Source organism: Methylobacterium sp. Leaf111 (assembly GCF_001423285.1).
Taxonomy (GTDB): domain Bacteria; phylum Pseudomonadota; class Alphaproteobacteria; order Rhizobiales; family Beijerinckiaceae; genus Methylobacterium.
On sequence record NZ_LMNE01000001.1, the window covers coordinates 46,517 to 69,997 of the forward strand.

21 protein-coding genes are annotated in these 23,481 nt (G+C 65.2%); 15 read left to right on the forward strand and 6 right to left on the reverse strand.

Annotation, left to right across the window (positions count from 1 at the left end; genetic code table 11):
* Positions 1-279 precede the first annotated feature (279 nt).
* On the forward strand, positions 280-1,194 hold the full coding sequence (locus ASF41_RS00185; RefSeq protein WP_056489839.1) for a hypothetical protein: 915 nt from the start codon (positions 280-282) through the stop codon (positions 1,192-1,194).
* Between the two features lie 70 nt (positions 1,195-1,264).
* On the opposite strand, the gene ASF41_RS00190 is transcribed toward ASF41_RS00185, so the two are convergent.
* The 6 genes from ASF41_RS00190 to ASF41_RS00215 form a co-directional block, all read right to left on the reverse strand.
* The gene (locus ASF41_RS00190; protein ID WP_056350325.1) at positions 1,265-1,555 is read right to left on the reverse strand and encodes a formate dehydrogenase subunit delta; all 291 of its coding nucleotides are present in this window, start codon (positions 1,553-1,555) and stop codon (positions 1,265-1,267) included.
* Between the two features lie 41 nt (positions 1,556-1,596).
* Complete coding sequence (gene fdhD / locus ASF41_RS00195; RefSeq protein ID WP_056350327.1) at positions 1,597-2,466, reverse strand: formate dehydrogenase accessory sulfurtransferase FdhD; 870 nt, start codon at positions 2,464-2,466, stop codon at positions 1,597-1,599.
* Entirely contained in the window at positions 2,453-5,314 is a 2,862-nt protein-coding gene (fdhF, locus tag ASF41_RS00200; RefSeq protein WP_056489842.1) for a formate dehydrogenase subunit alpha, read from the reverse strand. Before fdhF ends, fdhD begins: the two co-directional genes overlap by 14 nt.
* A gap of 13 nt (positions 5,315-5,327) precedes the next feature.
* Positions 5,328-6,887 (reverse strand): NADH-quinone oxidoreductase subunit NuoF, encoded by a 1,560-nt coding sequence (locus ASF41_RS00205; protein ID WP_056489845.1) that lies wholly within the window; start codon positions 6,885-6,887, stop codon positions 5,328-5,330.
* Complete coding sequence (locus ASF41_RS00210) at positions 6,884-7,357, reverse strand: formate dehydrogenase subunit gamma (protein ID WP_056380087.1); 474 nt, start codon at positions 7,355-7,357, stop codon at positions 6,884-6,886. Before ASF41_RS00210 ends, ASF41_RS00205 begins: the two co-directional genes overlap by 4 nt.
* Before the next feature lie 167 nt (positions 7,358-7,524).
* A complete protein-coding gene (locus tag ASF41_RS00215; RefSeq protein ID WP_056380118.1) occupies positions 7,525-8,433 on the reverse strand; it encodes a LysR family transcriptional regulator in 909 nt (302 codons plus the stop codon).
* A gap of 314 nt (positions 8,434-8,747) precedes the next feature.
* Between ASF41_RS00215 and coxB the strand changes: the two genes are divergently transcribed.
* The 14 genes from coxB (at position 8,748) to ASF41_RS00285 (ending at position 23,385) form a co-directional block, all read left to right on the forward strand.
* Positions 8,748-9,587 (forward strand): cytochrome c oxidase subunit II, encoded by an 840-nt coding sequence (gene coxB / locus ASF41_RS00220; protein WP_055954876.1) that lies wholly within the window; start codon positions 8,748-8,750, stop codon positions 9,585-9,587.
* An 89-nt stretch (positions 9,588-9,676) separates the two neighbouring features.
* Positions 9,677-11,308 (forward strand): cytochrome c oxidase subunit I, encoded by a 1,632-nt coding sequence (gene ctaD, locus ASF41_RS00225; RefSeq protein WP_056350335.1) that lies wholly within the window; start codon positions 9,677-9,679, stop codon positions 11,306-11,308.
* 177 nt (positions 11,309-11,485) lie between these two features.
* Positions 11,486-12,436: a heme o synthase gene (locus ASF41_RS00230; protein ID WP_056217316.1), complete on the forward strand. Its 951-nt coding sequence runs from the start codon at positions 11,486-11,488 to the stop codon at positions 12,434-12,436.
* A complete protein-coding gene (locus tag ASF41_RS25520) occupies positions 12,433-12,606 on the forward strand; it encodes a hypothetical protein (RefSeq protein ID WP_056217313.1) in 174 nt (57 codons plus the stop codon). The genes ASF41_RS00230 and ASF41_RS25520 overlap by 4 nt, the downstream gene beginning before the upstream one ends.
* Before the next feature lie 28 nt (positions 12,607-12,634).
* Positions 12,635-13,249, forward strand: a complete 615-nt coding sequence (locus tag ASF41_RS00240; protein WP_056380089.1) for a cytochrome c oxidase assembly protein — start codon at positions 12,635-12,637, stop codon at positions 13,247-13,249.
* A 137-nt stretch (positions 13,250-13,386) separates the two neighbouring features.
* The gene (locus tag ASF41_RS00245) at positions 13,387-14,244 is read left to right on the forward strand and encodes a cytochrome c oxidase subunit 3 (RefSeq protein ID WP_056217308.1); all 858 of its coding nucleotides are present in this window, start codon (positions 13,387-13,389) and stop codon (positions 14,242-14,244) included.
* Between the two features lie 134 nt (positions 14,245-14,378).
* Positions 14,379-14,747 (forward strand): DUF983 domain-containing protein, encoded by a 369-nt coding sequence (locus ASF41_RS00250; protein ID WP_056489848.1) that lies wholly within the window; start codon positions 14,379-14,381, stop codon positions 14,745-14,747.
* A 2-nt stretch (positions 14,748-14,749) separates the two neighbouring features.
* On the forward strand, positions 14,750-15,514 hold the full coding sequence (locus ASF41_RS00255) for an SURF1 family protein (protein ID WP_056489850.1): 765 nt from the start codon (positions 14,750-14,752) through the stop codon (positions 15,512-15,514).
* Between the two features lie 83 nt (positions 15,515-15,597).
* Positions 15,598-16,014 carry a DUF4864 domain-containing protein gene (locus ASF41_RS00260; protein ID WP_056380094.1) on the forward strand — a complete coding sequence of 139 codons (417 nt, stop codon included), beginning with the start codon at positions 15,598-15,600 and terminating at the stop codon, positions 16,012-16,014.
* Positions 16,015-16,080: 66 nt separating this feature from the next.
* Positions 16,081-17,493: a threonine synthase gene (gene thrC, locus ASF41_RS00265; protein WP_056489853.1), complete on the forward strand. Its 1,413-nt coding sequence runs from the start codon at positions 16,081-16,083 to the stop codon at positions 17,491-17,493.
* A 6-nt stretch (positions 17,494-17,499) separates the two neighbouring features.
* On the forward strand, positions 17,500-18,795 hold the full coding sequence (locus ASF41_RS00270; protein WP_056489856.1) for a pitrilysin family protein: 1,296 nt from the start codon (positions 17,500-17,502) through the stop codon (positions 18,793-18,795).
* A gap of 208 nt (positions 18,796-19,003) precedes the next feature.
* Complete coding sequence (locus ASF41_RS00275; RefSeq protein ID WP_056269593.1) at positions 19,004-21,889, forward strand: EAL domain-containing protein; 2,886 nt, start codon at positions 19,004-19,006, stop codon at positions 21,887-21,889.
* A gap of 130 nt (positions 21,890-22,019) precedes the next feature.
* Positions 22,020-22,373, forward strand: a complete 354-nt coding sequence (locus tag ASF41_RS00280) for a hypothetical protein (RefSeq protein WP_056217286.1) — start codon at positions 22,020-22,022, stop codon at positions 22,371-22,373.
* 67 nt (positions 22,374-22,440) lie between these two features.
* Positions 22,441-23,385 carry a ferredoxin--NAD(+) reductase gene (locus ASF41_RS00285; protein WP_056489859.1) on the forward strand — a complete coding sequence of 315 codons (945 nt, stop codon included), beginning with the start codon at positions 22,441-22,443 and terminating at the stop codon, positions 23,383-23,385.
* Positions 23,386-23,481: the final 96 nt, after the last annotated feature.

Sequence of the window (23,481 nt, forward strand, 5' to 3'; positions counted from 1 at the left end):
GCGGTTTTCCGGCGCATGGTTCCCTCCCGCCGCGAGCTTTCTCGCCGCAGGCCCACGGGTGATCGGAACGAGCCAGATCCGTTGACGCCGAACCCACGGTGGCAGCCTCGCAATCTCGCCCCATTCGGCCTGTTTACACGGCGTGCCGAGCACAAGCGGCGTGCGGGGATTGTCTCGAATCCCGGCGGACCTTGGAGCGGAGGACCTGCGACAACAGCAGGCCTCCGCACCGACATCTCTCTGGATCTCACAGCGATGTTTTCGTCTCGCAGGAAGCCCATGCGTGCATCCCCCTCATCCCGCGCCTTGTCGGCCGGCATCCTGGCCGGTGTCATGACGCTTTCAGCCGCGCCTGCTGCCCAGGCGCAATACGCCTACGAGCCTGACCTCCTTCTACCGCCCCGTGCCGTCGTGTGGCGGCTGAATGACCGCGGATTCACCGACGTCACGCGTCCACGCTTCGATGGGCAGGCGTATATCCTAGAGGCATCGAATCCTTATGGTGATCGCCTCCGGCTCTTCGTCGATGCGCGCGACGGTCGAATCATTGGACGCCATCGGCTGGACGTAGCGCCCTACGCACCTCCGCGGATCATGCGCCGTGCACCCGGCTATGGCTGGACCGAAGACGACGAGGCGATCCGTCAGCCGATCCGGCAAGCCGAAAGAATCATACCGCCCGCGGACATCCCCTTCCCGCAGGATCAGGCTCGCCGTGCGCGCCCCGCTCCGGCGGGCCTTACGGACCTTGCGAATCGATCGGAAACCGGATCGCGGACCGTTCAGCCGGCGCCGCCCGGACCTGCCGATCGGAATCCCATGGGCCTGAACCCCGATGCTCGCGGGGCAGACGCAAAGCCGAAGTCCGAGACACCTCGAAAAGTCGTCCGCCTCACCCCAACGGTCAAAGCGGGTTCGCCTGTTGTCACACCCGGGGCGCCGAAGCTGTCCGATGTGCCCCCTGCCGGATCAAAGGCCGACGCTGCCCCCGCCGCCGTAAACGCCGCGGTCTCATCTCCGAAGGTCGATGGACCGGCCGCCGCCATGACGCCGGCCTCGGTGCAGCCGCCTCCGGTGCCGAAGCCGATGGCACAGAACTGGAAGGACGTGCCGGCGGACGCCAAGCGACCGGTCCGGGTGATCGGTGGCGCGACGATCGTGCCAGGTACCACGAAGGAACCGGAGAAGGACTGAAGTCAGCGCTGCAGGTAATGAGACGCGAAGGACCGCGTGGTCCTTCGCATTTGACGATTCCGGAATTGGATCAGCCGGCGTCGCTGGCCCCTGCACCCTGCAAATGCGGGTCGCGGGTGGCGGCACGAACGGGGCTATCGGCAGCCGGGGTGTCCTGAAGGGCCCTGAGCGCGAGGGGATCGAGGCCACTGTCCGGATCGAGTCCACAGGCCTCGAGGGCTCTGCGCATCTTCGGCGTCCAGAACGCCACGATGTGTTTGTGAATGCCGGCCACGGCCTCCTCGTCCGGATAGGACCGGAAGAAGGTGGCGATCTGATTGGCCATGCGGACCAGTTTTTCGTCGGACGTCAGGGCGCTCATCGGTACGAAAACTCTGTCGAGGGAACGGGAATCGCGTGGCGTCAGGGCTGCGCGGGCAAGTCGAGACGTTCGCGTCCAGTGAAGACCGTCAGGGTATCTGAGCGGGCGATGGCGCAGAGCGTCATACCGTGAAGACGCGCCCGGTCGATCGCCAGCGAAGTCGGGGCAGAGATTGCCACCAGCACCGTCACGCCGAGGCTCGCCGCCTTCTCGACCATCTCGAAGGAACAGCGGCTGGTGATGACGACGAATCCATCGGCCGGGTCGGTCTTGCGCTGGATCAAGGCGCCGATCAGCTTGTCGAGGCCGTTGTGCCGCCCGACATCCTCGCGCAGCGCCCCTAAGCTTCCATCGAGATTCGCCCAGGCCGCGGCATGGACCGCCCGCGTCTCGGCGTTCAACACTTGCGCGTCGCCCATGGCCATCAGAGCCCGCTGGATCGCCGCGATGGTGACCCGGCTGGCGCCGTGCAGAGGCGCGTCGGTCTTCGGCAGTGACGCGAGATCGTCGATTCCGCAGACGCCGCAGCCGGTACGCCCCGACATGGCGCGCTTACGCGAGAGGTGTTCCCGCAGGCGCCCGGGCACGAGATCGACGAGAAGGCGCATGCCGCCCGCCGTCGTATCCGCCTCGACCTGAACCGACCGGATCTCGTCGGCGGTGGCGATGATGCCCTCCGTCAAGCTGAACCCGTAGGCGAAGTCCACGAGATCTGCCGGCGTCGTCATCATCACGGCGTAAGGCACCGCGCCGTAGATCAGGTTGACCGGCATCTCGACCGCAAGGGGCCGGGTGCCGCTCCGTGGCTCCTGGTCATCGTAGGCGACGACCAGGGTCGGGACGCGCCGAGCGGTCTCGACCGCCGGATGATCCTCGTTCGCCGTCAGGCTGGTCTGGTCACTCGGCCGCATTCAACTGTGTCGCAATCCGGGTCAACGAGAAATCCTCCTCGAAGAACCGCGCCTGCCAGTCGGAGGGGCGGTTCGTCCGCCGGATCTGCACCGCCGTGACCTTGTACTCGGGGCAGTTGGTGGCCCAGTCCGAGTAGTCGGTGGTGATCACGTTGGCGCCGGTCTTGGCGTGGTGGAAGGTCGTATACACCACGCCGGGCTGCATGCGCTCGGACACGATGGCCTTCAGGGCAATGTCGCCGGAGCGACTTTCCAGCGCAACGAGGTCTCCGTCGACGATCCCGCGCACCTCCGCGTCGAAGGGGTGGATCTCGAGCACGTCTTCCTCGTGCCAGCGCGAGTTCTCCGTACGACGGGTCTGCGCGCCGACGTTGTACTGCGACAGGATGCGGCCCGTGGTCAAGATGAGCGGGAAGCGCGGGCCCGTACGCTCCTCGGTGGGCACGTACTCGGTGATCATGAACTTTCCGAGACCGCGCACGAAGCGGTCCACGTGCATCATCGGCGTGCCCTTCGGGGCGGCCTCGTTGCACGGCCACTGGATCGAGCCGAGTTCGTCGAGCTTGGCGAAGCTCACGCCGGAGAAACTTGGCGTCAGGGATGCGATCTCATCCATGATCTCGCTCGGATGGCTGTAGTTCATGGGATAGCCGAGGGCGTTGGACAGCAGCATCGTGCCCTCCCAGTCGCCGACGCCAGAGAGCGGCGGCATCACCTTGCGCACGCGGGAGATGCGGCGCTCGGCATTGGTGAAGGTGCCGTCTTTCTCGAGGAAAGAAGCGCCGGGTAGGAAGACGTGGGCGTACTTCGCTGTCTCGTTGAGGAAGATGTCCTGGATGACGATGCATTCCATCGCCATCAGCCCGGCGGTCACGTGGTGCGTATCAGGATCCGATTGGGCGATGTCCTCGCCCTGAATGTACATGCCCTTGAAAGCACCATCGACGGCCTCGTCGAGCATATTTGTGATGCGTAGGCCCGGGTTCTGGTCCAACGACACGCCCCAGAGCGACTCGAAGGTCTCGCGGGTGGCGTCGTCGGAGACGTGGCGGTAGCCAGGCAGCTCGTGCGGGAAGGAGCCCATGTCGCAGGAGCCCTGGACGTTGTTCTGGCCGCGCAGCGGGTTCACGCCGGCACCCAGCATGCCAATGTTGCCGGTGGCCATAGCGAGGTTGGCCATGCCCATGACCATGGTCGAGCCCTGGCTGTGCTCGGTAACACCGAGGCCGTAATAGATGCCGGCGGCACCGCCCTTGGCGTAGAGCCGCGCAGCGGCACGCAGCTCGGTCGGATCGATGCCCGTGTAGGTCGCCTGCGCCTCGGGAGAATGGCGCTCGTCGGCAACGAAGCGCGCCCAGGCTTCGAAGTCGCCGAGGTCACAACGCTCGCGGACATAAGCTTCGTCGACGAGGCCTTCCGTGACGATGACATGCGCCATCGAATTGATGAAGGCGACGTTCGAACCCGGCTTCAACGGCAGATGATGGTCGGCCTGGATGTGGGGCGACTTCACGAGGTCGATCTTGCGCGGATCGGCGACGATGAGCTTCGCGCCTTCGCGCAGGCGCTTCTTCATGCGGGACGCTAAGACGGGGTGGCCATCCGTTGGGTTCGCGCCGATGACCAGGATCACGTCGGAATGTGCCACGGACGCGAAGTCCTGCGTGCCGGCCGAGGTGCCGAGCGTCGACATCAGCCCGTAGCCGGTCGGCGAGTGGCAGACGCGGGCGCAGGTGTCGACGTTGTTGTTGCCGAAGGCGGCGCGCACGAGCTTCTGGACGAGGTAAGCCTCCTCGTTGGTGCACCGGGACGACGTGATGCCGCCGACCGAATCCTTGCCATACTTGGCCTGGATGCGCTTGAACTCGGACGCTGCTCGGTCGATCGCGACCTCCCAGGAGACTTCCTGCCAGGGGTCCGTGATCTTGTCGCGGATCATCGGTTTGGTGATGCGGTCCTTGTGGGTGGCGTAGCCATAAGCGAACCGGCCCTTCACGCAGGAATGGCCCTCATTCGCCTTGCCACCCTTGTAGGGCACCATGCGGACGATCCGGGTGCCTTGCATCTCGGCCTTGAACGAGCAGCCGACGCCACAATAGGCACAGGTGGTGATCTCCGAATGGTCCGGCTGACCGTACTCGATGATCGACTTTTCCTGCAGGGTCGCGGTCGGGCAGGCCTGGACGCAGGCGCCGCACGACACGCACTCGGAGTTGAAGAAGTCGGTCGGGCCGGCAGCGACGCGGCTGTCGAAGCCTCGACCGGAGATGGTCAGCGCGAAGGTCCCCTGCGTCTCCTCGCAGGCGCGGACGCAGCGATTGCAGACGATGCACTTCGACGGATCGTAGGTGAAGTACGGGTTCGACGCGTCCTTCGCTAGGTACTGCTCGGAGGTCGGTTTGACGTGATTGGCGCCGTCATAGCCGTAGCGTACGTCGCGCAGGCCCACCGCGCCCGCCATGTCCTGCAACTCGCAGTCGCCGTTGGCTGCGCAGGTCAGGCAGTCGAGGGGGTGATCGGAGATGTAGAGCTCCATCACGCCCTTGCGGAGCTTGGCGAGCTTGTCCGTCTGGGTCGAGACGACCATGCCGTTCTCGGCAGGCGTCGTGCAGGAAGCGGGCGTGCCGCGACGTCCCTCGATCTCAACGAGGCAGAGACGGCAGGAACCGAAAGCCTCCAGCGAGTCTGTGGCGCAGAGCTTGGGGATCTGCGTGCCGGCATGCATGGCGGCGGCCATCACCGACGTGCCCGCGGGCACCGTCACGTTCATGCCGTCGATGGTGAGCGTGACGGTCTGCTCGTTCACCCGGATCGGGGTGCCGTAGTCGATCTCTTTGATGAGGGCCATGGATCGCGCCTCCTTATTCAGCTGCGACGGACATCGGTCCGCGCTGCTGGAAATCTTCGGGGAAGTGGGTGATGGCGCTCATGACGGGCATCGGCGTCAGACCGCCCATGGCGCACAGCGAACCGTCGGTCATCACGTCGCAGAGGTCGGCGACTACGGCGAGATTTTCGGTCGGCCGGATCCCGGCGATGACCTTGTCCATGGTCTCGACGCCGCGGGTTGCGCCGATGCGACAGGGTGTGCACTTGCCACAGGATTCCACGGCGCAGAACTCGAACGCGAACCGCGCCTGCTTGGCCATGTCGACGGTGTCGTCGAAGACGACGATACCGCCGTGGCCGACGAGACCCTTATTGGCCGCCATCGCTTCGTAATCGAGCGGCGTGTCGAGGAGGTGGTCGGGGAAGTAGGCGCCCAGAGGACCACCCACCTGGACCGCGCGAATCGGACGCCCGCTCTGCGTGCCGCCGCCGAAATCCTCGATGATCTCGCGTAATGTGATGCCGAAGGCGTACTCGATCAGTCCGCCGTGCTTGATGTTGCCGGCGAGCTGGATCGCGAGGGTGCCGAGCGAGCGACCCATGCCGTACTCGGCATAGGCCTTGGCGCCATGCTGCAGAATGTAGGGCACGGCCGTGAAGGTCATCACGTTGTTGACGAGCGTCGGCTGGCCGAGAAAGCCCTTCAGGGCCGGAATCGGCGGCTTGGCTCGCACGATGCCGCGGCGGCCCTCCAGGCTCTCGAGCAGGGACGTTTCCTCGCCGCAGATGTAGGCGCCGGCGCCGAGGCGAACTTCCAGATGAAAGGCCTTGCCGGAGTTCAGTACGTTCTCGCCGAGGACGCCGGCCCTGATGCCGTTGGCGATCGCCTCCTTGAGGGTCGCGAAGGCCTGAGGATACTCGGAGCGCAGGTAGATGTAGCCGCGGGTGGCATCCGTGGCGAGACCCGCGATGGTCATACCCTCGATGAGGTTGAAGGGGTCGCCCTCCATCATCATGCGATCGGCGAAGGTTCCAGAATCCCCCTCATCGGCATTGCAGACCACGTATTTCTGCTCTGCCTGAGCGAGCATCACCGTGTTCCACTTGATCCCGGCAGGGAACCCGGCGCCGCCGCGGCCACGAAGACCGGATTCACGCACTTCCGCGATGATGCCGGCCGCATCGAGCTTCAAGGCGGCTTCGAGGCCCCGGTAGCCGCCATGCGCTCGGTAATCCTCTACCGAGACCGGATCGACCACGCCGCAGCGTTGAAAGGTGAGCCGATGCTGACGCGCGAGATAGGGGATTTCCTCCGGTCGCCCGAGGCGGAGGGGATGGGCACCGCCCTCGACGAGGCCCGCATCGAGGAGGCTGTCGATGTCGGCGGGTGTCACCGGTCCGTAAGCGATACGGCCCCCCGGCGTTGCGACCTCGATCATCGGCTCGAGCCACAGGAGGCCCCGGGACCCGGTGCGGACGATCGTGATGACGAGGCCACGGCGCTCGGCGCCGTCGAACAGCGCGCGGGCCACGCGATTGGCGCCGAGCCCGAGGGCCACGGCATCGCGCGGAACGGTGATCGTGATGCTCACGATGTCATCTCCGTCAGGGCGGCTTCGAGGGAATCGGCGGTGAGCCGGGCCAGAGGCTCGTCGTCCACGAGGGCTCCGGGACCGTTTGCGCAGAGACCGAGGCAGTAGACAGGCTCGACCGTGACCTGGCCGTCGGCGGTCGTCCCGTGCCAGTCGACCCCGAAACGCGACAGGATCTGGGCGTGCAGCGCGTCCGAGCCCATGGCCTGACAGGCCTCGGCGCGACAGAGTTTCACCTGGTGGCGCCCCGCCGGCGCGCGACGGAAATCGTGATAGAAGGTGATGCATCCATGCACCTCGGCACGCGACAGGTTCAGCGCGTCGGCGATCAGCGGCACAGCACCTTCGTCGACGTAGCCGAAGGTCTCCTGCAGCGCATGGAGGATCGGGAGCGTCGCCCCCTCCAGGTTAATATGTTCGGCGATGATCCTGGCGGCCCGCGGCTCGTTCCAGGGTTCGTTCGGCACCATTATTCCTACCCGGACTGAGATTGTTCTCGTTCCAAGGTGGTATATCGCCAACCCCCGATCAATCGCACTGATCGGTGGATCGACAACGGATTTTTGTCGAAAACGAATGCTGCGACGCGAAAAGGCATCGCAACCCTGGTCCCTCTTGCCGCGTAGTCAAGCTTTTCTCACAGCGCGTCGATCATTTGGGTAATGGACGAAGCAACGGCCCGCGCTTCCACGATCAGCCCCGCGCAGAGGGGCGTCATCGGTTCGCGTTCCGGCACCACGAGACCGACGACGTGGCTGAGATCCGGATCGATGATCGGCACGGCTCTGACGCGGTCATTCAGACGGAACGTGTCGGCGAGAACCGCCGGCATGATGCTCGCCCATTTGGCTGTGCGAACGTGGGTCAGGAGAACGATCATCGAGTTGGACTCGAGAAGCGGTGCGGATTCCGTTCCCGCGTTGAGAAGCTGCCGGTCAATGATCCGCCGGTTCTGCATATCCGGGGTCAACAGACACAGAGGCAGGCTCGCCACCTCGTCCCACGTCACCGATTCCCGTTCGCCGAACACCCCGTCGATCGCGGTCAGCAGGCGGTAGCGCTCCCGATAGAGCGGCACGGCGGTCAATCGGCCGAGGGGCTCGTTCTCGAGATAGGTGATGCCGGCATCGATCTCGAGATCGGCGATCAGGCGCCCGATTTCCCCGGAGGTCGTCGATTGAACAGAAAAGCGGACGTTCGGGTGGCGCGCCCGGAACGGCGTCGTGAGCGCAGCGACGATCGGAGTCGCCGTCGGGATTGTCGCGAGTCGAAGCGTTCCCGAAAGACCGCGCCGCAGACTCGCAACCTCCTCTCGCATCGCCCGCGCATCCCCGACGATGCGGCGCGCCCATTCGAGAACGCGCTCGCCTTCCGGAGTGAACCCCTGGAAACGCGAGCCCCGTTGCACGAGAAGCACACCGAGCCGTTCTTCCAACTGCTTCACGCCGGCCGAGAGGGTCTGCTGAGAGACGTTGCAGACCTGGGCAGCCCGGCCGAAGTGACGCTCGCGGGCGAGAGCCAGGATGAATTCCAGTCGTTCAATCACGCGCGACCCCACAGCCGGCCTCGAAGCCGGGCGACGCTTCCTCACCTGGCATGATGAATACCGGAGGACACGTTACCGAGGCTGCGACATTTCGATAGACGGTGAACAGCTTGAGTCGAGACCTTCGAGCGGTCTGATGCGACGCTGTTGCGGTTGCGCGCCTCACGCCCTTGTGGTCTGACACGCCAATCGGCCCGACGTGGGTTCTTACCCGCAAACGGCCCGCGATCCGCGAAATGCACTTGCGATTTAGAACAAAGCCAGCAAGACGCGCGGCATCGACGATCACAATCACGGGGAGCCACGAGAGGCACATGCGGACGACGCAGGCGCAACACCGGTCATCATGGGGGCTTGCCGCGCTCGGCGCGTTCCTCGTTTCTTCGTCATCGGCTCTCGCGGCCGGCATCGGCCAGCCCGTGCCGTGGCAGATGGACCGTCAGGTCGCCGTCACCGAGAACGCCCGGGATATCCACTCGTTCGAGCACGGCATGCATTGGCTGTCGTTCGGCATCTCGCTGTTCGTGCTCGGCCTGATCCTCTATTGCGTCTTCCGCTTCAGCGAGAAGGCGAACCCGACGCCTTCGAAGACCACGCACAACACCATGATCGAGGTGGCCTGGACCATCGTCCCTGTGCTGATCCTGGTCGCCGTCGCGATCCCGTCGTTCCGCCTGCTGCGCACGCAGCTCTCCGATCCCAAGGCCGACGTCCTCGTGAAGGTCATCGGCCATGCGTGGTACTGGTCCTACGAGTACCCGGCTGTGGAAAACGGGGGCGGCTTCACCTTTGATGCCAACCTCGACGAGGACAAGCAGCCCAAGCTGCTGGGCACCGACAACGACATGGTCGTACCGGTGAACAAGATCGTGAAGATCCAGGTCACCGCCGCCGACGTGATGCACTCCTGGGCGATGCCGTCCTTCGGCTTCAAGATCGACGCCGTTCCGGGCCGCCTGAACCAGTTCTGGTTCAAGGCGGAGCGTGAGGGCACCTACCACGGCCAGTGCTCCGAGCTCTGCGGCGCCCGACATGCCTATATGCCGATCACGGTTCAGGTCGTGAGCGAGGAAGCCTACGCCAAATGGCTCGCCGAGGGTAAGACCAAGTTCGCCCGCATCGACGACCCGTCGAAGTTCGCCGACGCCCGGTAGGGGCGCGGATCCCGGACCCGGGCCCTCGAGCGGCGCCCGGATCCACCCATCGAGATGATCACGAGAAACCTGGACTAAGGTCTGCATCCATGGCGAACGCCGCTGCACATACGGGGCATCACGACGCCCACGACCACCACATGCCCTCTTTCTTCTCCCGCTGGTTCCTGTCGACGAACCATAAGGACATCGGCACCCTCTACCTGTTGTTCGCATTCTGCGCGGGCATCATGGGTGCGTTCCTCTCCTTCGGCATCCGCATGGAGATGGAAGAGCCCGGCCTCCAGTACTTCGCCAATCCCGGCACCTACAACGTGTTCGTGACCGGCCACGGCCTCATCATGGTGTTCTTCATGGTGATGCCCGCCCTGATCGGCGGCTTCGGCAACTGGTTCGTACCCCTCATGATCGGCGCGCCCGACATGGCGTTCCCGCGCATGAACAATGTCTCGTTCTGGCTCACGGTCGCGGGCTTCTTCAGCCTCGTCTGTTCGCTGTTCGTGGAAGGCGCCCCCGGCTCCTCCGGCGCCGGCACCGGCTGGACCGTCTACCCGCCCCTGTCGAGCTCCGGCCACCCGGGACCGGCCGTGGATTTCGCGATCTTCGCCCTTCACCTTTCCGGCGCCGGCTCGATCCTCGGCGCAATCAACTTCATCACCACCATCCTGAACATGCGCGCGCCGGGCATGACCCTGCACAAGATGCCACTGTTCGCCTGGTCGATGCTCGTAACCGCGTTCCTACTCCTCCTGTCGCTGCCGGTGCTCGCCGGTGCGATCACGATGCTCCTTACCGACCGCAACTTCGGCACGACCTTCTTCGACCCGGCCGGCGGCGGCGATCCGGTGCTCTACCAGCACCTGTTCTGGTTCTTCGGTCACCCCGAAGTCTACATCATGATCCTGCCGGCCTTCGGCATCGTCTCGCACATCATCTCGACCTTCTCGCGCAAGCCCGTCTTCGGCTACCTTGCCATGGCCTACGCCATGGTTGCCATCGGCGTCGTCGGCTTCGTCGTGTGGGCGCACCACATGTACACCGTCGGCCTGTCGCTTCAGACGCAGTCCTACTTCGTCTTCGCTACGATGGTCATCGCGGTGCCAACGGGGGTGAAAATCTTCTCCTGGATCGCGACGATGTGGGGTGGTTCGATCCGCTTCACCGCTGCCATGCACTGGGCGGTCGGCTTCATCTTCCTGTTCACGGTCGGCGGCGTCACCGGCGTCGTCCTCGCGAACTCAGCGGTCGATAAGTACCTGCACGACACCTACTACGTCGTGGCGCACTTCCACTACGTGCTCTCGCTCGGTGCGGTGTTCATCATCTTCGCCGGCGTCTACTACTGGTTCCCGAAGATGACCGGTCACATCATCCCCGAATGGGCCGGCAAGCTGCACTTCTGGCTCGCCTTCATCGGGGCGAACGTCCTGTTCTTCCCGATGCACTTCCTCGGCCTCGCCGGCATGCCGCGCCGCTACGCCGACTACCCGGAGGCCTTCGCAGGCTGGCACAAGGTCTCCACCTGGGGTGGACACATCTTCGCTCTCGGCATGGTGGTGTTCTTCATCGGCGTCGTCCTGGCCTTCCGCTCCAGCCGGCGCGCCGCAGATAATCCGTGGGGTGAGGGTGCGACGACACTGGAGTGGACCCTGTCCTCTCCCCCGCCCTTCCATCAGTTCGAGACCCTGCCCCGGATCATCGACGAGCCGGGCCACCACTGAAGCTGCTTTAAGCTTCGAGGATTGCGAGGACCGCGCGAGCGGTCCTCGCTCTTTCCAGGAGGCCCCGGTCAAGCTCTCGGAGTTCGCTCTGCGTGTTTGCCCGAGGCCTCCCGCAAAGGGCGGCGCCAAGCGGCGCGATCCGAAGCCCCACCAAACACAAAACCGTATCGGGACCCCATGACGAGCCTGTCGAACAGCCTATCCGCTGGCGCCGAGCCGCAAGTTCTGTCGCCGGTCGGCGGCGAGGTGTCGGACTTCTTCGCCCTGCTGAAGCCGCGGGTGATGGTACTGGTCATCTTCACCGCCCTCGTCGGCATGCTGGTCTCGAACGTCCATATTCAACCGGTCGTCGGCTCCATCTCGCTACTGATGATCGCCGTAGGCGCAGGCGCCTCAGGCTGCCTGAACATGTGGTGGGATGCCGACATCGACGCCGTGATGACCCGGACCGCCAAGCGTCCGATCCCGGATGGTCGTATCCGCCCGGATGAGGCGCTGGCCTTCGGCATCGTCCTGTCGGTGGGCTCGGTGCTCGTCCTTGGCCTTGCCTCCAACTGGCTGGCCGCCGGACTCCTCGCCTTCACGATCGTCTTCTACGCCGTCGTCTATTCGATGTGGCTCAAGCGCGCGACGCCGCAGAACATCGTCATCGGCGGCGCCGCCGGCGCCCTCCCCCCGATGGTCGGCCAAGCGGCCGTCACCGGAACCGTCGGCGTCGAGTCGTTGGTGTTGTTCATGATCATTTTCATCTGGACGCCCCCGCATTTCTGGGCCCTGGCCCTCATCAAGTCCGCCGACTATGCCAAAGCGGGCATCCCGATGATGCCGAACGTTGCCGGGCCGGATTCAACTCGTCGCCAGATCATCGCCTACTCGATCCTGCTCTTCCCCCTGGGCCTCGCGCCCGTCGCCCTTGGTTTCGGTGGGTGGCTCTACGCGGTCACTGCGTTGCTGGGCGGTCTCGGGATGCTGGCCTTCAGCGTCCACGTGTTTCGCAATCGTGAGGGCGAGCCGGAGCGCAAGGCGGCGATGGGCATGTTCGGGTTCTCGATTCTGCACCTCTTCCTGATGTTTGCGGCCTTGCTCGCCGAGCAGAGCCTCGGCCTTTTCCGCGCGGTGAACCTGTGAGCGATCGCCCCGGCCCGCCGGGGACGCCCCGCCCGCTGACGCCCGAGGAGTCGCAGCGCCGGCGCAAGCGCTCCATCGCCATCGCGGCGGTCCTGTTCGCCCTGGTGACCATCTTTTACGTGCTCACGATCGCGAAGCTCGGGCCGCAGGTCCTTAACCGTCCGATCTGATCGCGCCGGACAACGGAGTACGCTTCTGATGGCCGACCCCAGACATGCGCCACCGCGTGAAACCGGCCGCAAGGCCGGCGTGACGGCCTTGGCCTGCGCAGGCCTCGCCTTCGGGATGATCGGCCTCGCCTTCGCGTCGGTGCCGCTCTACGACATGTTCTGCAAGGCGACCGGCTACGACGGGACGCCGCGTACGGGCCGGGCCCCGACCGCTGCGGCGATCGACGACAGCATGGTGGTCCACTTCGACACCAATGTGTCGTCGGCCCTGCCCTGGCGCTTCCAGGCCGAGTCGCCGAAGGTTGAGGCCCGGCTCGGCGAGACCAAGACCGTCTTTTTCCGCGTGAAGAACACCGGCAGCACGCCTTCCACCGGCATAGCGACCTTCAACGTTCAGCCGGGTCTGATGGGCAGCTTCTTCGTCAAGGTGCAGTGCTTCTGCTTCAACGAGCAGACCCTGCAGCCAGGCGAGACGATGGATTTCCCGGTGGTGTTCTACATCGACCCCGAGGTCCGCAAGGACTCGAACACCGCACATCTGTCGGAGATGACGCTCTCCTATACCTACTTCGCTTCGAAGAACGGGCAGCCCACGGCCGCGCTTGCGACAACGGGCGGCACGGGGACGAAGTCGAATTTTTGACGGCGCAAGCGTGACAACAGCGCGCGACCCTGGGTAAGGGTTTGCCACAACAATCCGGGGCAACCCGGTCAGGACGATGCATTCAGTGGATCGAGGGCCGGTGACGGTCCGGAGGTCGGGGGTAGGAGAAGAGTTCAATGGCCGAGGCGCACGCCAAAAATCACGACTTCCACATTCTGGCCCCGAGTCCCTGGCCGCTGATCGGCGCGTTCTCGGGCTTCCTGATGGCATTCGGCGCCGTGTTCTGGATGAAGAGCCTTCAGATTGGCACCCTGACCCCGGGCCCCTACATCTTCGGCGCAGGAACGCTCGGCGTTCTCTACACCATGTTTGCCTGGTGGAAGGACGTCGTGCACGAGGCCAACACGGGCGATCACACCCGTGTCGTGCAGCTGCACCACCGCTACGGTATGATCATGTTCATCGCCTCCGAGGTGATGTTCTTCGTCGCGTGGTTCTGGGCCTATTTCGAAGCGGCGCTCTACACCGCCGATCCGATCCAGGCCTCGCGCGTCGACTTCACGGGCGGCACCTGGCCGCCGAAGGGCATCGAGGCGTTCGACCCGTGGCATCTGCCCCTTCTCAATACCCTGATCCTGCTCACCTCCGGTACGACGATCACCTGGGCCCACCACGCATTGCTGCATGATGATCGGAAGGGCCTGAAGTACGGCCTCTGGCTGACGATCATCCTGGGCGTTCTGTTCTCCGCTTGCCAAGCCTACGAGTACGCACACGCCCATTTCGGCTTCTCCGGCAGCATTTACTCGTCAACCTTCTTCATGGCGACGGGCTTCCACGGCTTCCACGTCATCATCGGCACGATCTTCCTCGCGATCTGCCTCTACCGCGCCTATCTCGGTCAGTTCACCACCCGACAGCATCTCGGCTTCGAATTCGCTGCCTGGTACTGGCACTTCGTCGACGTGGTCTGGCTGTTCCTGTTCGCCTCGATCTACGTCTGGGGCGCCGGCGTCGGTCACGCGGCTCATTGAGCCCGGCTTGCACCGCATGCCAGTGTTGAAGAGGGCGGCGCGAGCCGCCCTTTTTCATGCTCGTGCCTGAAGCGCGCACCTTCCATGCCCATATGGATTGATACGGCGCAGCGCCGTACGAGGAGTTCTCCATCTTGGACGCATCGCGGCCGAAGCCTTCCCCCGTCTCCGCCGGCTTGCGCGGCCGTTGTCCCCGTTGTGGCGAGGGGCATATGTTCGACGGATTCCTCACATTCCGCCCCTCCTGCGAGGTCTGCGACCTCGACTACGGCAGTTTCAATTCCGGAGACGGCCCTGCTTTCTTCGTCATGTCGATCGTCGGCATCATCGTCGTCGGGCTGGCTCTCTGGATGGAGATCACCTACGAGCCGCCGATCTGGGTTCACGCCCTGGTGGCCAGCACCCTGTCGATCGGCCTCAGCCTTCTCCTGGTGCGGCCGTTGAAGGGCGTCCTCGCGGCCCTACAATTCACCAACAAGGCCGAGCAGGGACGCTTCCGTTAACCATGGCTTCGTCCCTCCGTCCCGGCGCTTGGCGCAGCATTTTGATGCCCAGCCTCGTTTCACTGATCTGCCTCGCGATTCTTCTCGGCCTCGGAGTCTGGCAGCTCGGGCGCAAGGGCGAGAAGGAAGCCCTAATCACGCGCATCCTGGCGCGATCGAAGGTCGTGCCGCCAGCCGCGCTTCCATTGCCGCAGGGTTGGGATCCAGCCCGGGACGAGTTCCGGCGTGTCCGCATCACCGGCCGGTTTCGGCACGAAGCCGAGACGCTGGTCCACGGTCTCGCCGCGGGCGAGGTTCCGGGGCGAGCCCTTCAGGGCTATTACCTCCTGACGCCCTTCCTGCTCGAGGATGGTGGCACCATCCTTATCAACCGCGGCTTCGTGCCCACCGAGTTGAAGGCGCCCGCAAACCGCGCGGCCGGGCAGGTCGAGGGCGTCACCACCGTCACCGGCATACTCCGGGGGTCCGAACCACGAACGATGTTCGTGCCAGCGCCGGACCCGGCACGGAACGAATGGTTTAACCGCGACATCGCCGGCATCAGCGCTTCACGCGGCCTCCCCGATCCCCGGCCCTACCTCGTCGAGGCGGATGCGACGCCGAACCCGGGCGGCTGGCCGAAGGGCGGTCAGCTCCGGGTCGATCTGCCGAACAACCACTTGCAATACGCCTTCACGTGGTTCGGGATCGCGGCGTGCCTCGTCGGCGTGTTCGGGGTCTTCGCTTGGCGCCGGCTCCACGAGGATCAGCCCCCCGCGCAATTGTGACGCGTGCGGCCGAAAACTTGCTTCGGCCGCTCAGTTGTTCCAGCTTATCTTCGGACGAGCGGTTACGTTACGGAGTGGGCCCCATGCGCACCATCCTCCTGATCCTGATAACGATGTGGATCCCTTCGACAGCCTTCGCGGTGGACGCAGCCGCCCGGGATGCCGCGAAGGCCACGGTGGAACGCCAGATCGAAGCATTCCGTCGAGACGATGCGGCTACGGCCTACGCCCAGGCCGCGCCCGCGATCCAGGGGCTCTTTCCCTCTCCCGAGACCTTCATCGCAATGGTCCGACAGGGCTACGGCGCCGTCTACCGAAATCGGCGCTACAGCGTGGATCGAATCGAGGATGCCGGGGACGACGGCGTGGCCCTCGGCGTCACCTTGCAGGATGAGGACGGGGCCGATTGGGCTGCTCTCTACAGCCTGGAGAAGCAGCCGGACGGCGCTTGGCGGATCACGGGATGCCGCCTGACGAGGGCCCCGGGCAGCAACGCCTGACGATGCCCAAGACTTTCGACACGCCCGCCGACATCGTGTAGACGGAGCGCCTTCCCGGAGGCCCCCTTGCTTCACGTCTCGACCCGCGGCGCCGCGGCGCCCCTCAGCTTTTCCGACGCCCTTCTCGCCGGCCTTGCGCGCGACGGCGGGCTCTACGTGCCCGAAAGCTGGCCGCAGATCACCAGACCGGCGATCGCCGGTCTGGCAGGCCTGCGCTATGCCGATGCCGCCAAGACCGTTCTACGCCCGCTCATCGACGGGGAGATTGCGGACGTGGACCTCGATCGCATGATCGAGGAGGCCTACGCCACCTTCCGGCACCCGGCGGTCTGCCCCCTTACCCAGCTCGACGACAACCTGTTCCTGCTGGAACTCTTCCACGGCCCGACGCTCGCGTTCAAGGACGTGGCGATGCAACTCCTTGGGCGCCTGATGGACCATGTCCTGCGCGCCCGCGGTGCAAGGGCTACCATCGTGGGCGCGACGTCGGGCGATACCGGCAGCGCCGCGGTGGAGGCCTTTCGCGGTCTCGATCAGGTCGACATCTTCATCCTGTTCCCAGAAGGGCGCGTGTCCGAAGTCCAGCGCCGGCAGATGACGTCGGTGGGGGCACACAACGTTCACGCCATCGCCATCGACGGCAACTTCGACGATTGTCAGAACATCGTCAAAGCCCTGTTTCAGCACGCTGATTTCGCCGACGACGTTCGGCTCTCGGGCGTCAATTCGATCAATTGGGCCCGGGTCGCCGCGCAGGCGGTCTACTACTTCACCTCGGCCGTGGCCCTGGGCGCCCCCCACCGGCCGATTTCCTTCGCAGTTCCAACCGGAAATTTCGGAGACATTCTCGCCGGCTGGGTCGCCAAGCGCATGGGACTGCCGATCGAGCGCCTGATGATCGGAACCAATGCCAACGACATCCTGGCCCGGACACTCGAGCATGGTGCTTACGAGGTCCGCGGCGTGCAGCCGACCACCTCGCCCTCGATGGACATCCAGATCTCGTCGAACTTCGAGCGCCTGCTGTTCGAAGCTCTGGGGCGCGATTCCACGAGCCTCGGCCGGCTAATGGCCGGGCTGAAGCAGTCGGGTGGCTTTCACCTCGATCCGTCGGTTCTGAAGACCGTGCGCAGCGAGTTCGACGCCACCGCCGTCGCCGAGCCGGAAGTCATGGCTGAGATCGCCCGCACCCATGCGGAGACCGGACACGTCATCGATCCCCACAGCGCCATCGGTGTGCATGCGGCACGCAAGCTCTTGCGCCAGGATCCGCGCACGCCGGTCGTCGCGCTCGCCACCGCGCACGCCGCCAAGTTCCCCGACGCCGTCGCGAAGGCGATCGGCGGGCGGCGTCCTGAGCTTCCGCCGCACCTCGCCGACTTGATGGACCGTAAGGAGACCTTCTCGCGCGTTGCCAACGATCAGGCGGCGGTCGAGACCTTCATCCGCGAGCGCGCCCGCATCACCAAGGGAGCGTAACGGCTCATGAACCAGCATTTCGCCACGCACGGTGCATCGCCCGATCTCAAGATCACCAAGCTCGACAATGGGGTCACCGTCGTCACCGAGGCGATGCCCGGCGTCGCGACGGCGACGCTCGGCGTCTGGGTCGGTGCCGGCTCGCGTCATGAGCGCACCGACGAGGGCGGTCTAAGCCACCTCATCGAACATATGGCTTTCAAGGGCACCAAGACCCGGTCCGCTCGCCGCATCGCCGAGGATATCGAGAATGTGGGCGGCGACATCAACGCCGCGACGAGTGCCGAGGGAACGAGTTACACCGCACGCGTGCTTGGCGAGGATGCGAGCGTCGCCCTCGACGTGATCGGAGACATCCTCACGGGTTCGGTCTTCGATGCCGGCGAGCTTGCCCGCGAGAAGAGCGTGATCTTGCAGGAATATGCGGCGATCGAGGATACGCCAGACGACGTCGTCTACGAGGCCTTCACCGAGGCGGCATTTCCGAACCAGCCAATGGGCCGTCCGATCATCGGCACGCCCGAGACGATCAACAGCTTCGACCGAGACGCGATCGAAGCCTACATCGCCCGGGAATACACGCCCGACCGCATCGTCCTGGCTGCGGCGGGCGCCATCGGACATGACCAGATCGTCGAATCGGCATCGCGCTATTTCGGCGACTTGAAGCCGATGCAGGCGCCCGAGACGGTGCCGGGGACCTATGGCGGCGGCGAGAAGCGGCTGCCGAAGAAACTCGAGCAGGCCAACGTCGTCCTCGGCCTGCCGGGCCTGTCGTTTCGCGACGACGATTACTACGCGCTCCACATCTTCGCGCAGGTGCTGGGCGGCGGCCTGACCTCGCGGCTGTGGCACGAGGTGCGCGAGACGCGTGGCCTTGCCTACGAAATCCAGTCCTTCCATTGGGCATTCTACGATTGCGGCCTGTTCGGCATCGGTGCCGGCACATCGGGGGGTGACCTCGCCGAGCTGATGGACGTGACGCTGGACGCAACGATCCGCGCCGCGGCGGATGCCGACACGATCGAAGTCGCTCGGGCAAAGGCGCAGCTCAAGGTTGCGCTGCTCTCCGCCCTGGAGACGCCCGGCGGCCGGATCGAGCGCAATGCCCGACAGATCCTGGCCTGGGGCCGCGTCATCCCGGCCAGCGAGGTGATCGCCAAGGTGGATGCGGTGACGGTCGAGGACGTCCGCCAGGCTGGTCGCCGCCTGCTGAAGGGCGCTCCGACCCTGGCCGCCATCGGTCCGATCAAGAAGCTTCCGACCCTCGATCGCATCGCGGCGGCGCTGCAGGCGGCGTGAGCTTGGCCGACGCGGCTTGTTTTGGCCGCAAAGGCAGGCGATCGAAATTCATCGGCGCCACGGTTCACAAACGGTGAACGCCGTCGCGCAAGGCGACCGTTCGCCTTGCTCGTCGAGGCCCCCACCGATACGACTGGATGCACAGCTGAGCCGTCTCCCGTCGCCTGTTTCCATCGATTATGCCTCGCCCGGCCGGAACACTCGCCCGTTGCGTAGATTCGCCCCCGTCCTGGCCGCCCTTGCTGCGGCACTGCTGAGTGCCCTGATCGTCGGAGGACCGGCGCAGGCCGTCGAGGCGGTCCGCGTCACCCTCGACGCGCCCGTCATCGATCTCACGCCGATGATCGAACGCTATCGCTCCGATGGCGACCTGATCCAGATCTCCACCGCACCAGGGAAGGACGGGATCGTCCGCCGCATCGTGGTGAAGGCCCGTGAGACCGGCGCCCGTCCCGACTGGATGGTGTTCGCCCTCACCAACGACACCGACGAGCAGGTGGACCGGGTCCTCGTCGCCCCGCATTTCCGCCTCGTGGGCTCGGGTGTTGTCTGGCCGGATCTCGGAGGCTCGCGCATCGCCGCCATCACGGCGAGCCAGGGTATTCGACCGGAGCGCGACGAGAACCCGGAAGCCGATCAGTTCGTCATCACCCTCGATCCCGGGGCGACCGTAACCTATGTGGCCGAGTTGCGAGGGCCGAACATCCCGCAAGTGTACCTTTGGGATCAGGAAGCTTACCGCAAGAAGGCCAACGGCCTGACCCTGTACAAGGGTATCATCATCGGCATTGCGGGTCTCCTCGCCCTGTTCCTGACGATCATCTTCGTCGTGAAGGGCGCGATCATCTTTCCCGCCGCCGCGTCCCTGGCTTGGGCCGTGCTGGCCTATGCCTCGATTGATTTCGGCTTCCTGCAGCGTGTGTTTCCCATCACCGAAGTTGCCGAGCGTGTCTATCGCGCCTCGACGGAGGCGGTTCTCGGCGCGACTCTCCTGGTCTTCCTGTTTGCCTATCTCAACCTCAGCCGGTGGCACGTGCGCTACAGCCACGTGGCGATCATCTGGCTCCTGTTCCTGGCGTGCCTGGTGGGCCTCGCGGTGTTCGATCCGCCCGTGGCGGCCGGCGTCGCCCGCATCTCCATCGCGGCGGTAGCCGGCGTCGGCCTGCTGCTGATCGTCTATCTCGCGGCGCATAACGGATATGACCGCGCCATCCTGCTGGTGCCCACCTGGTGCCTACTTCTCGTCTGGGTGGTGGCTGCCGGGTTCGCGATCACGGGGCAGATCAGCAGCGATCTGGTGCAGCCCGCCCTCATCGGCGGGCTCGTGCTGATCGTCATGCTGATCGGTTTTACCGTGATGCAGCACGCCTTCGCGGGCGGTGGCCTGACCCATGCTCTCGTCTCCGACACAGAGCGGCGCGCATTGGCCCTCACGGGCGCAGGGGACGTGGTATTCGACTGGGACGTACCGGGTGACCGGGTCTTCGCCGGTCAGGAGATCGAGGGACAGCTCGGTCTGAAACGCGGTGCCCTCGAAGGCCCAGCGGCCAACTGGCTCAACCTGGTCCACCCCTTCGACGTCGAGCGCTACTCGGCGGCCCTCGACACGGTCATCGAGGAGCGCCGTGGCCGCATCGTGCACGACTTCCGCCTGCGCTCCACCGCCGGCCCGTACTATTGGTATCGCCTGAAGGCGCGACCTGTAATCGGTTCCGACGGAGAGGTAATCCGGGTCGTCGGCACGATCAGCGACGTCACCGAGGTGAAGACGGCGGAGGAACGCCTCCTCCACGATGCAGTGCATGACAGTCTGACAGGTCTGCCGAACCGCGAACTCTTCTACGACCGCCTCGATGCGGGACTGGCGTTCGCCAGCCAGGACCCCCGACTTCGGCCGACGACGATCGTCCTCGACATCGACCGGTTCAAGGCCATCAACGACGCCATCGGTCTGTCGGCCGGTGACTCGATCCTGCTGACGCTGTCGCGCAGGCTCGGACGCCTCCTCCGACCGCAGGATACCCTGGCGCGCGTGGCCGGCGATGAGTTCGCCCTGATCCTGATCTCGGAGCGGGAGCCGGACCGCATCCTCGCCTTCGCGGAAATGATCCGCAAAGCGATCGCGACGCCGATCACCTATGCGGATCGCGAAATTTTCCTGACGGTCTCTGTTGGTCTCGCCCTCTACGAGGGTGGGGCGAACCTGAAACGGGAAGAGGTGTTCAAGAACGCCGAAATGGCGATGATCCAGGCCAAGCGCGGCGGTGGGGATCGCACGGAGGTGTTCCGTGCCACCATGCGCAACGAGCGTGGCGACCGCATGATGCTGGAGGCTGATCTGCGCCGGGCGCTGGATCGCAACGAGATGAAGGTGTTGTTCCAGCCGATCGTCCGCCTGGAGGACCGCACCGTCGCCGGCTTCGAGACCCTCCTGCGCTGGGACCATCCGAAGCTCGGCCGTATCGGTCCCGCGACCTTCCTGCCGATCGCGGAAGAGAGCGGCTTCATCGTCAATCTGGGTATCTTTGCCCTGGAGCGGACCGCCCTCGAGCTGGCGGCCTGGCAGCGCTCCCTCGACGTGGAACCGCCGATCTTCGCTTCCGTCAACATCTCCTCGCGGCAGCTCCTGCGCCACGATCTCCTGCATGACGTGAAGACGATCCTGGCCCGATCCGGCGTCATCCCCGGCTCACTGAAGCTGGAGATGACCGAGAGCCTGGTCATGGAGAATCCGGAATACGCAGCGCAGATGCTTCACCGCATCCACGACCTTGGCGCGGGCCTGTCCCTGGACGATTTCGGGACCGGCTACTCGGCCCTCTCCTACCTTCAGCGCTTCCCCTTCGACACGATCAAGATCGATCAGTCCTTCGTACGCCAGATCGCGACGGGCCAGACCGCCATTCTGCGATCGATCGTCAAGATGGCTCAGGAACTCGGACTGTCGATCATCGCCGAAGGCGCCGAGTCGGAAGTTGACACCCAAATTCTATTCGAATTGGGCTGTGAATATGCTCAGGGTTTCGCCTTCGGCGAACCGATGTCGATGCTTCAAGCTCGGCAGTTACTTGGCGCAGCGCCTGAAGCTGCCTGAGTGAAATCAGGCAGATGCGGGCAAACCAACGCATCGGGTTAAACCTCCCTTAACCATGATCCGGCATCCTCGGCTTCGAGTTGATGTGCGGGCGGCAAGGTGCGACGCGCCGGCCGAGGGAGATGGGGTCATGGCGCAGGCTGCGTTGCGAATCGTGGACGACGAGATCGACACCGGCCTCGTCCGACGCTTGATGGCGCGCCCACTTCGCGCGGTGCCCGACGTCGCGGCACCCCCCGAGGCCCCGGCTTCCGCACCGGTCGCGATCGCGACGACGGTTACGGCCGCGGCAGGTGAGGTATCGCGGCTCAAGGCCGAGGTCATGGTTATGAAAGCCGTGCTTGGGGCCGAGCGTCGCGAGGCCGAACGGCTCCGCGCCTGCATCAGCCGGATCGACGGCGCCGAGCCGCTGTCACCCGAGGCACAGGCGGTCCGTGACCGTTGGGCCGCCCTCGTCGATCATCTGCTCAACGAACCGCGCTGAGGCGAGGGTTCGCCCGGCGAGCCTTATGCGACGCGCCCACCCCATTCCCCACACCTGAAGGACGACCATGAGCGCCCGCTGCTCGCTCGTCGTCAACGGCAAGTCCGTGCGCGTTTCCACCGGCGACACCCCGCTGGAAGCCGCTCTCGCCGATGGGATGATCGCTGCCACCCCCGGAGCCGGTGGCCAGGGCATCGGCCCTGCTCCACGTCGGGCTCAAACTCGCGCGCATCGCGGTGAGGCCATCAAGCTCGCACTACCTCGCGCGGCTGCCATAGAGCCGCCCGCTCGCCTCGTGCTGCCGAGCCGGCCTACCGCCGTACAGAAGCGGACCGGTACGGTCACCGAGATCACCGCCCTCGGTTCGCATACCTTTCAGGTCGTCGTCACGATCACCCGTCGGCTCGCCCTGGAGCCGGGTCACGGGGTCGACGTCACCTTCGAGAATTTCGCGCCCGTCACCTTGAGCCCAACGCTGCGTGTCGACGGATCGGCCGAGCTCAACGAACTGGTGTTCCATCTGCGGCAGGATCGCGACGGATTCGGTCTCGGGCACGAATTGGTAGACGCTCTCGCTTGCGACCACCCGGTGAAGGTGAAGGGCCCTGTCGGCCGCGGCTACTACCGCGCCGGGGGCGGACGCCTCGTTCTTGTTGCGTCAGAGACCGGCTTCGCACCAATCTGGTCCATCGCCCATGCAGCGCGCTACATCGAACCGGCCCGCGAAATCATCCTGGTGGTGGGTGCGCGCAATCCCCTCGATCTCTACATGCGACCGGCCCTGGATTGGCTGCGCGCGACCGGCGTGACCCGAATCGTCACCGTATCGGATCGTGCCCGCCAGCGCCCGCCCGAAGTTCGTCCCGGTCCCCTCACCGCTCACCTGCCGTCGCTGCGCAGCACAGATGTGGTTCACGTTGCCGGGGATGCCTCGACGGTCGGGGCCGTCGAGGTGCTCGCTGCGACGACCGGTGCCCGGTGCCATCCGATCCTGATCGACGCCGGCATCTGACCCGGCATTCGCCCATGCTGAGGCGATCGAACGAGAATGAGCTGCATCCCCCCGGGAATGCAGCTCATCTGTTTTTCAAGATTGCGGCCGTGACCT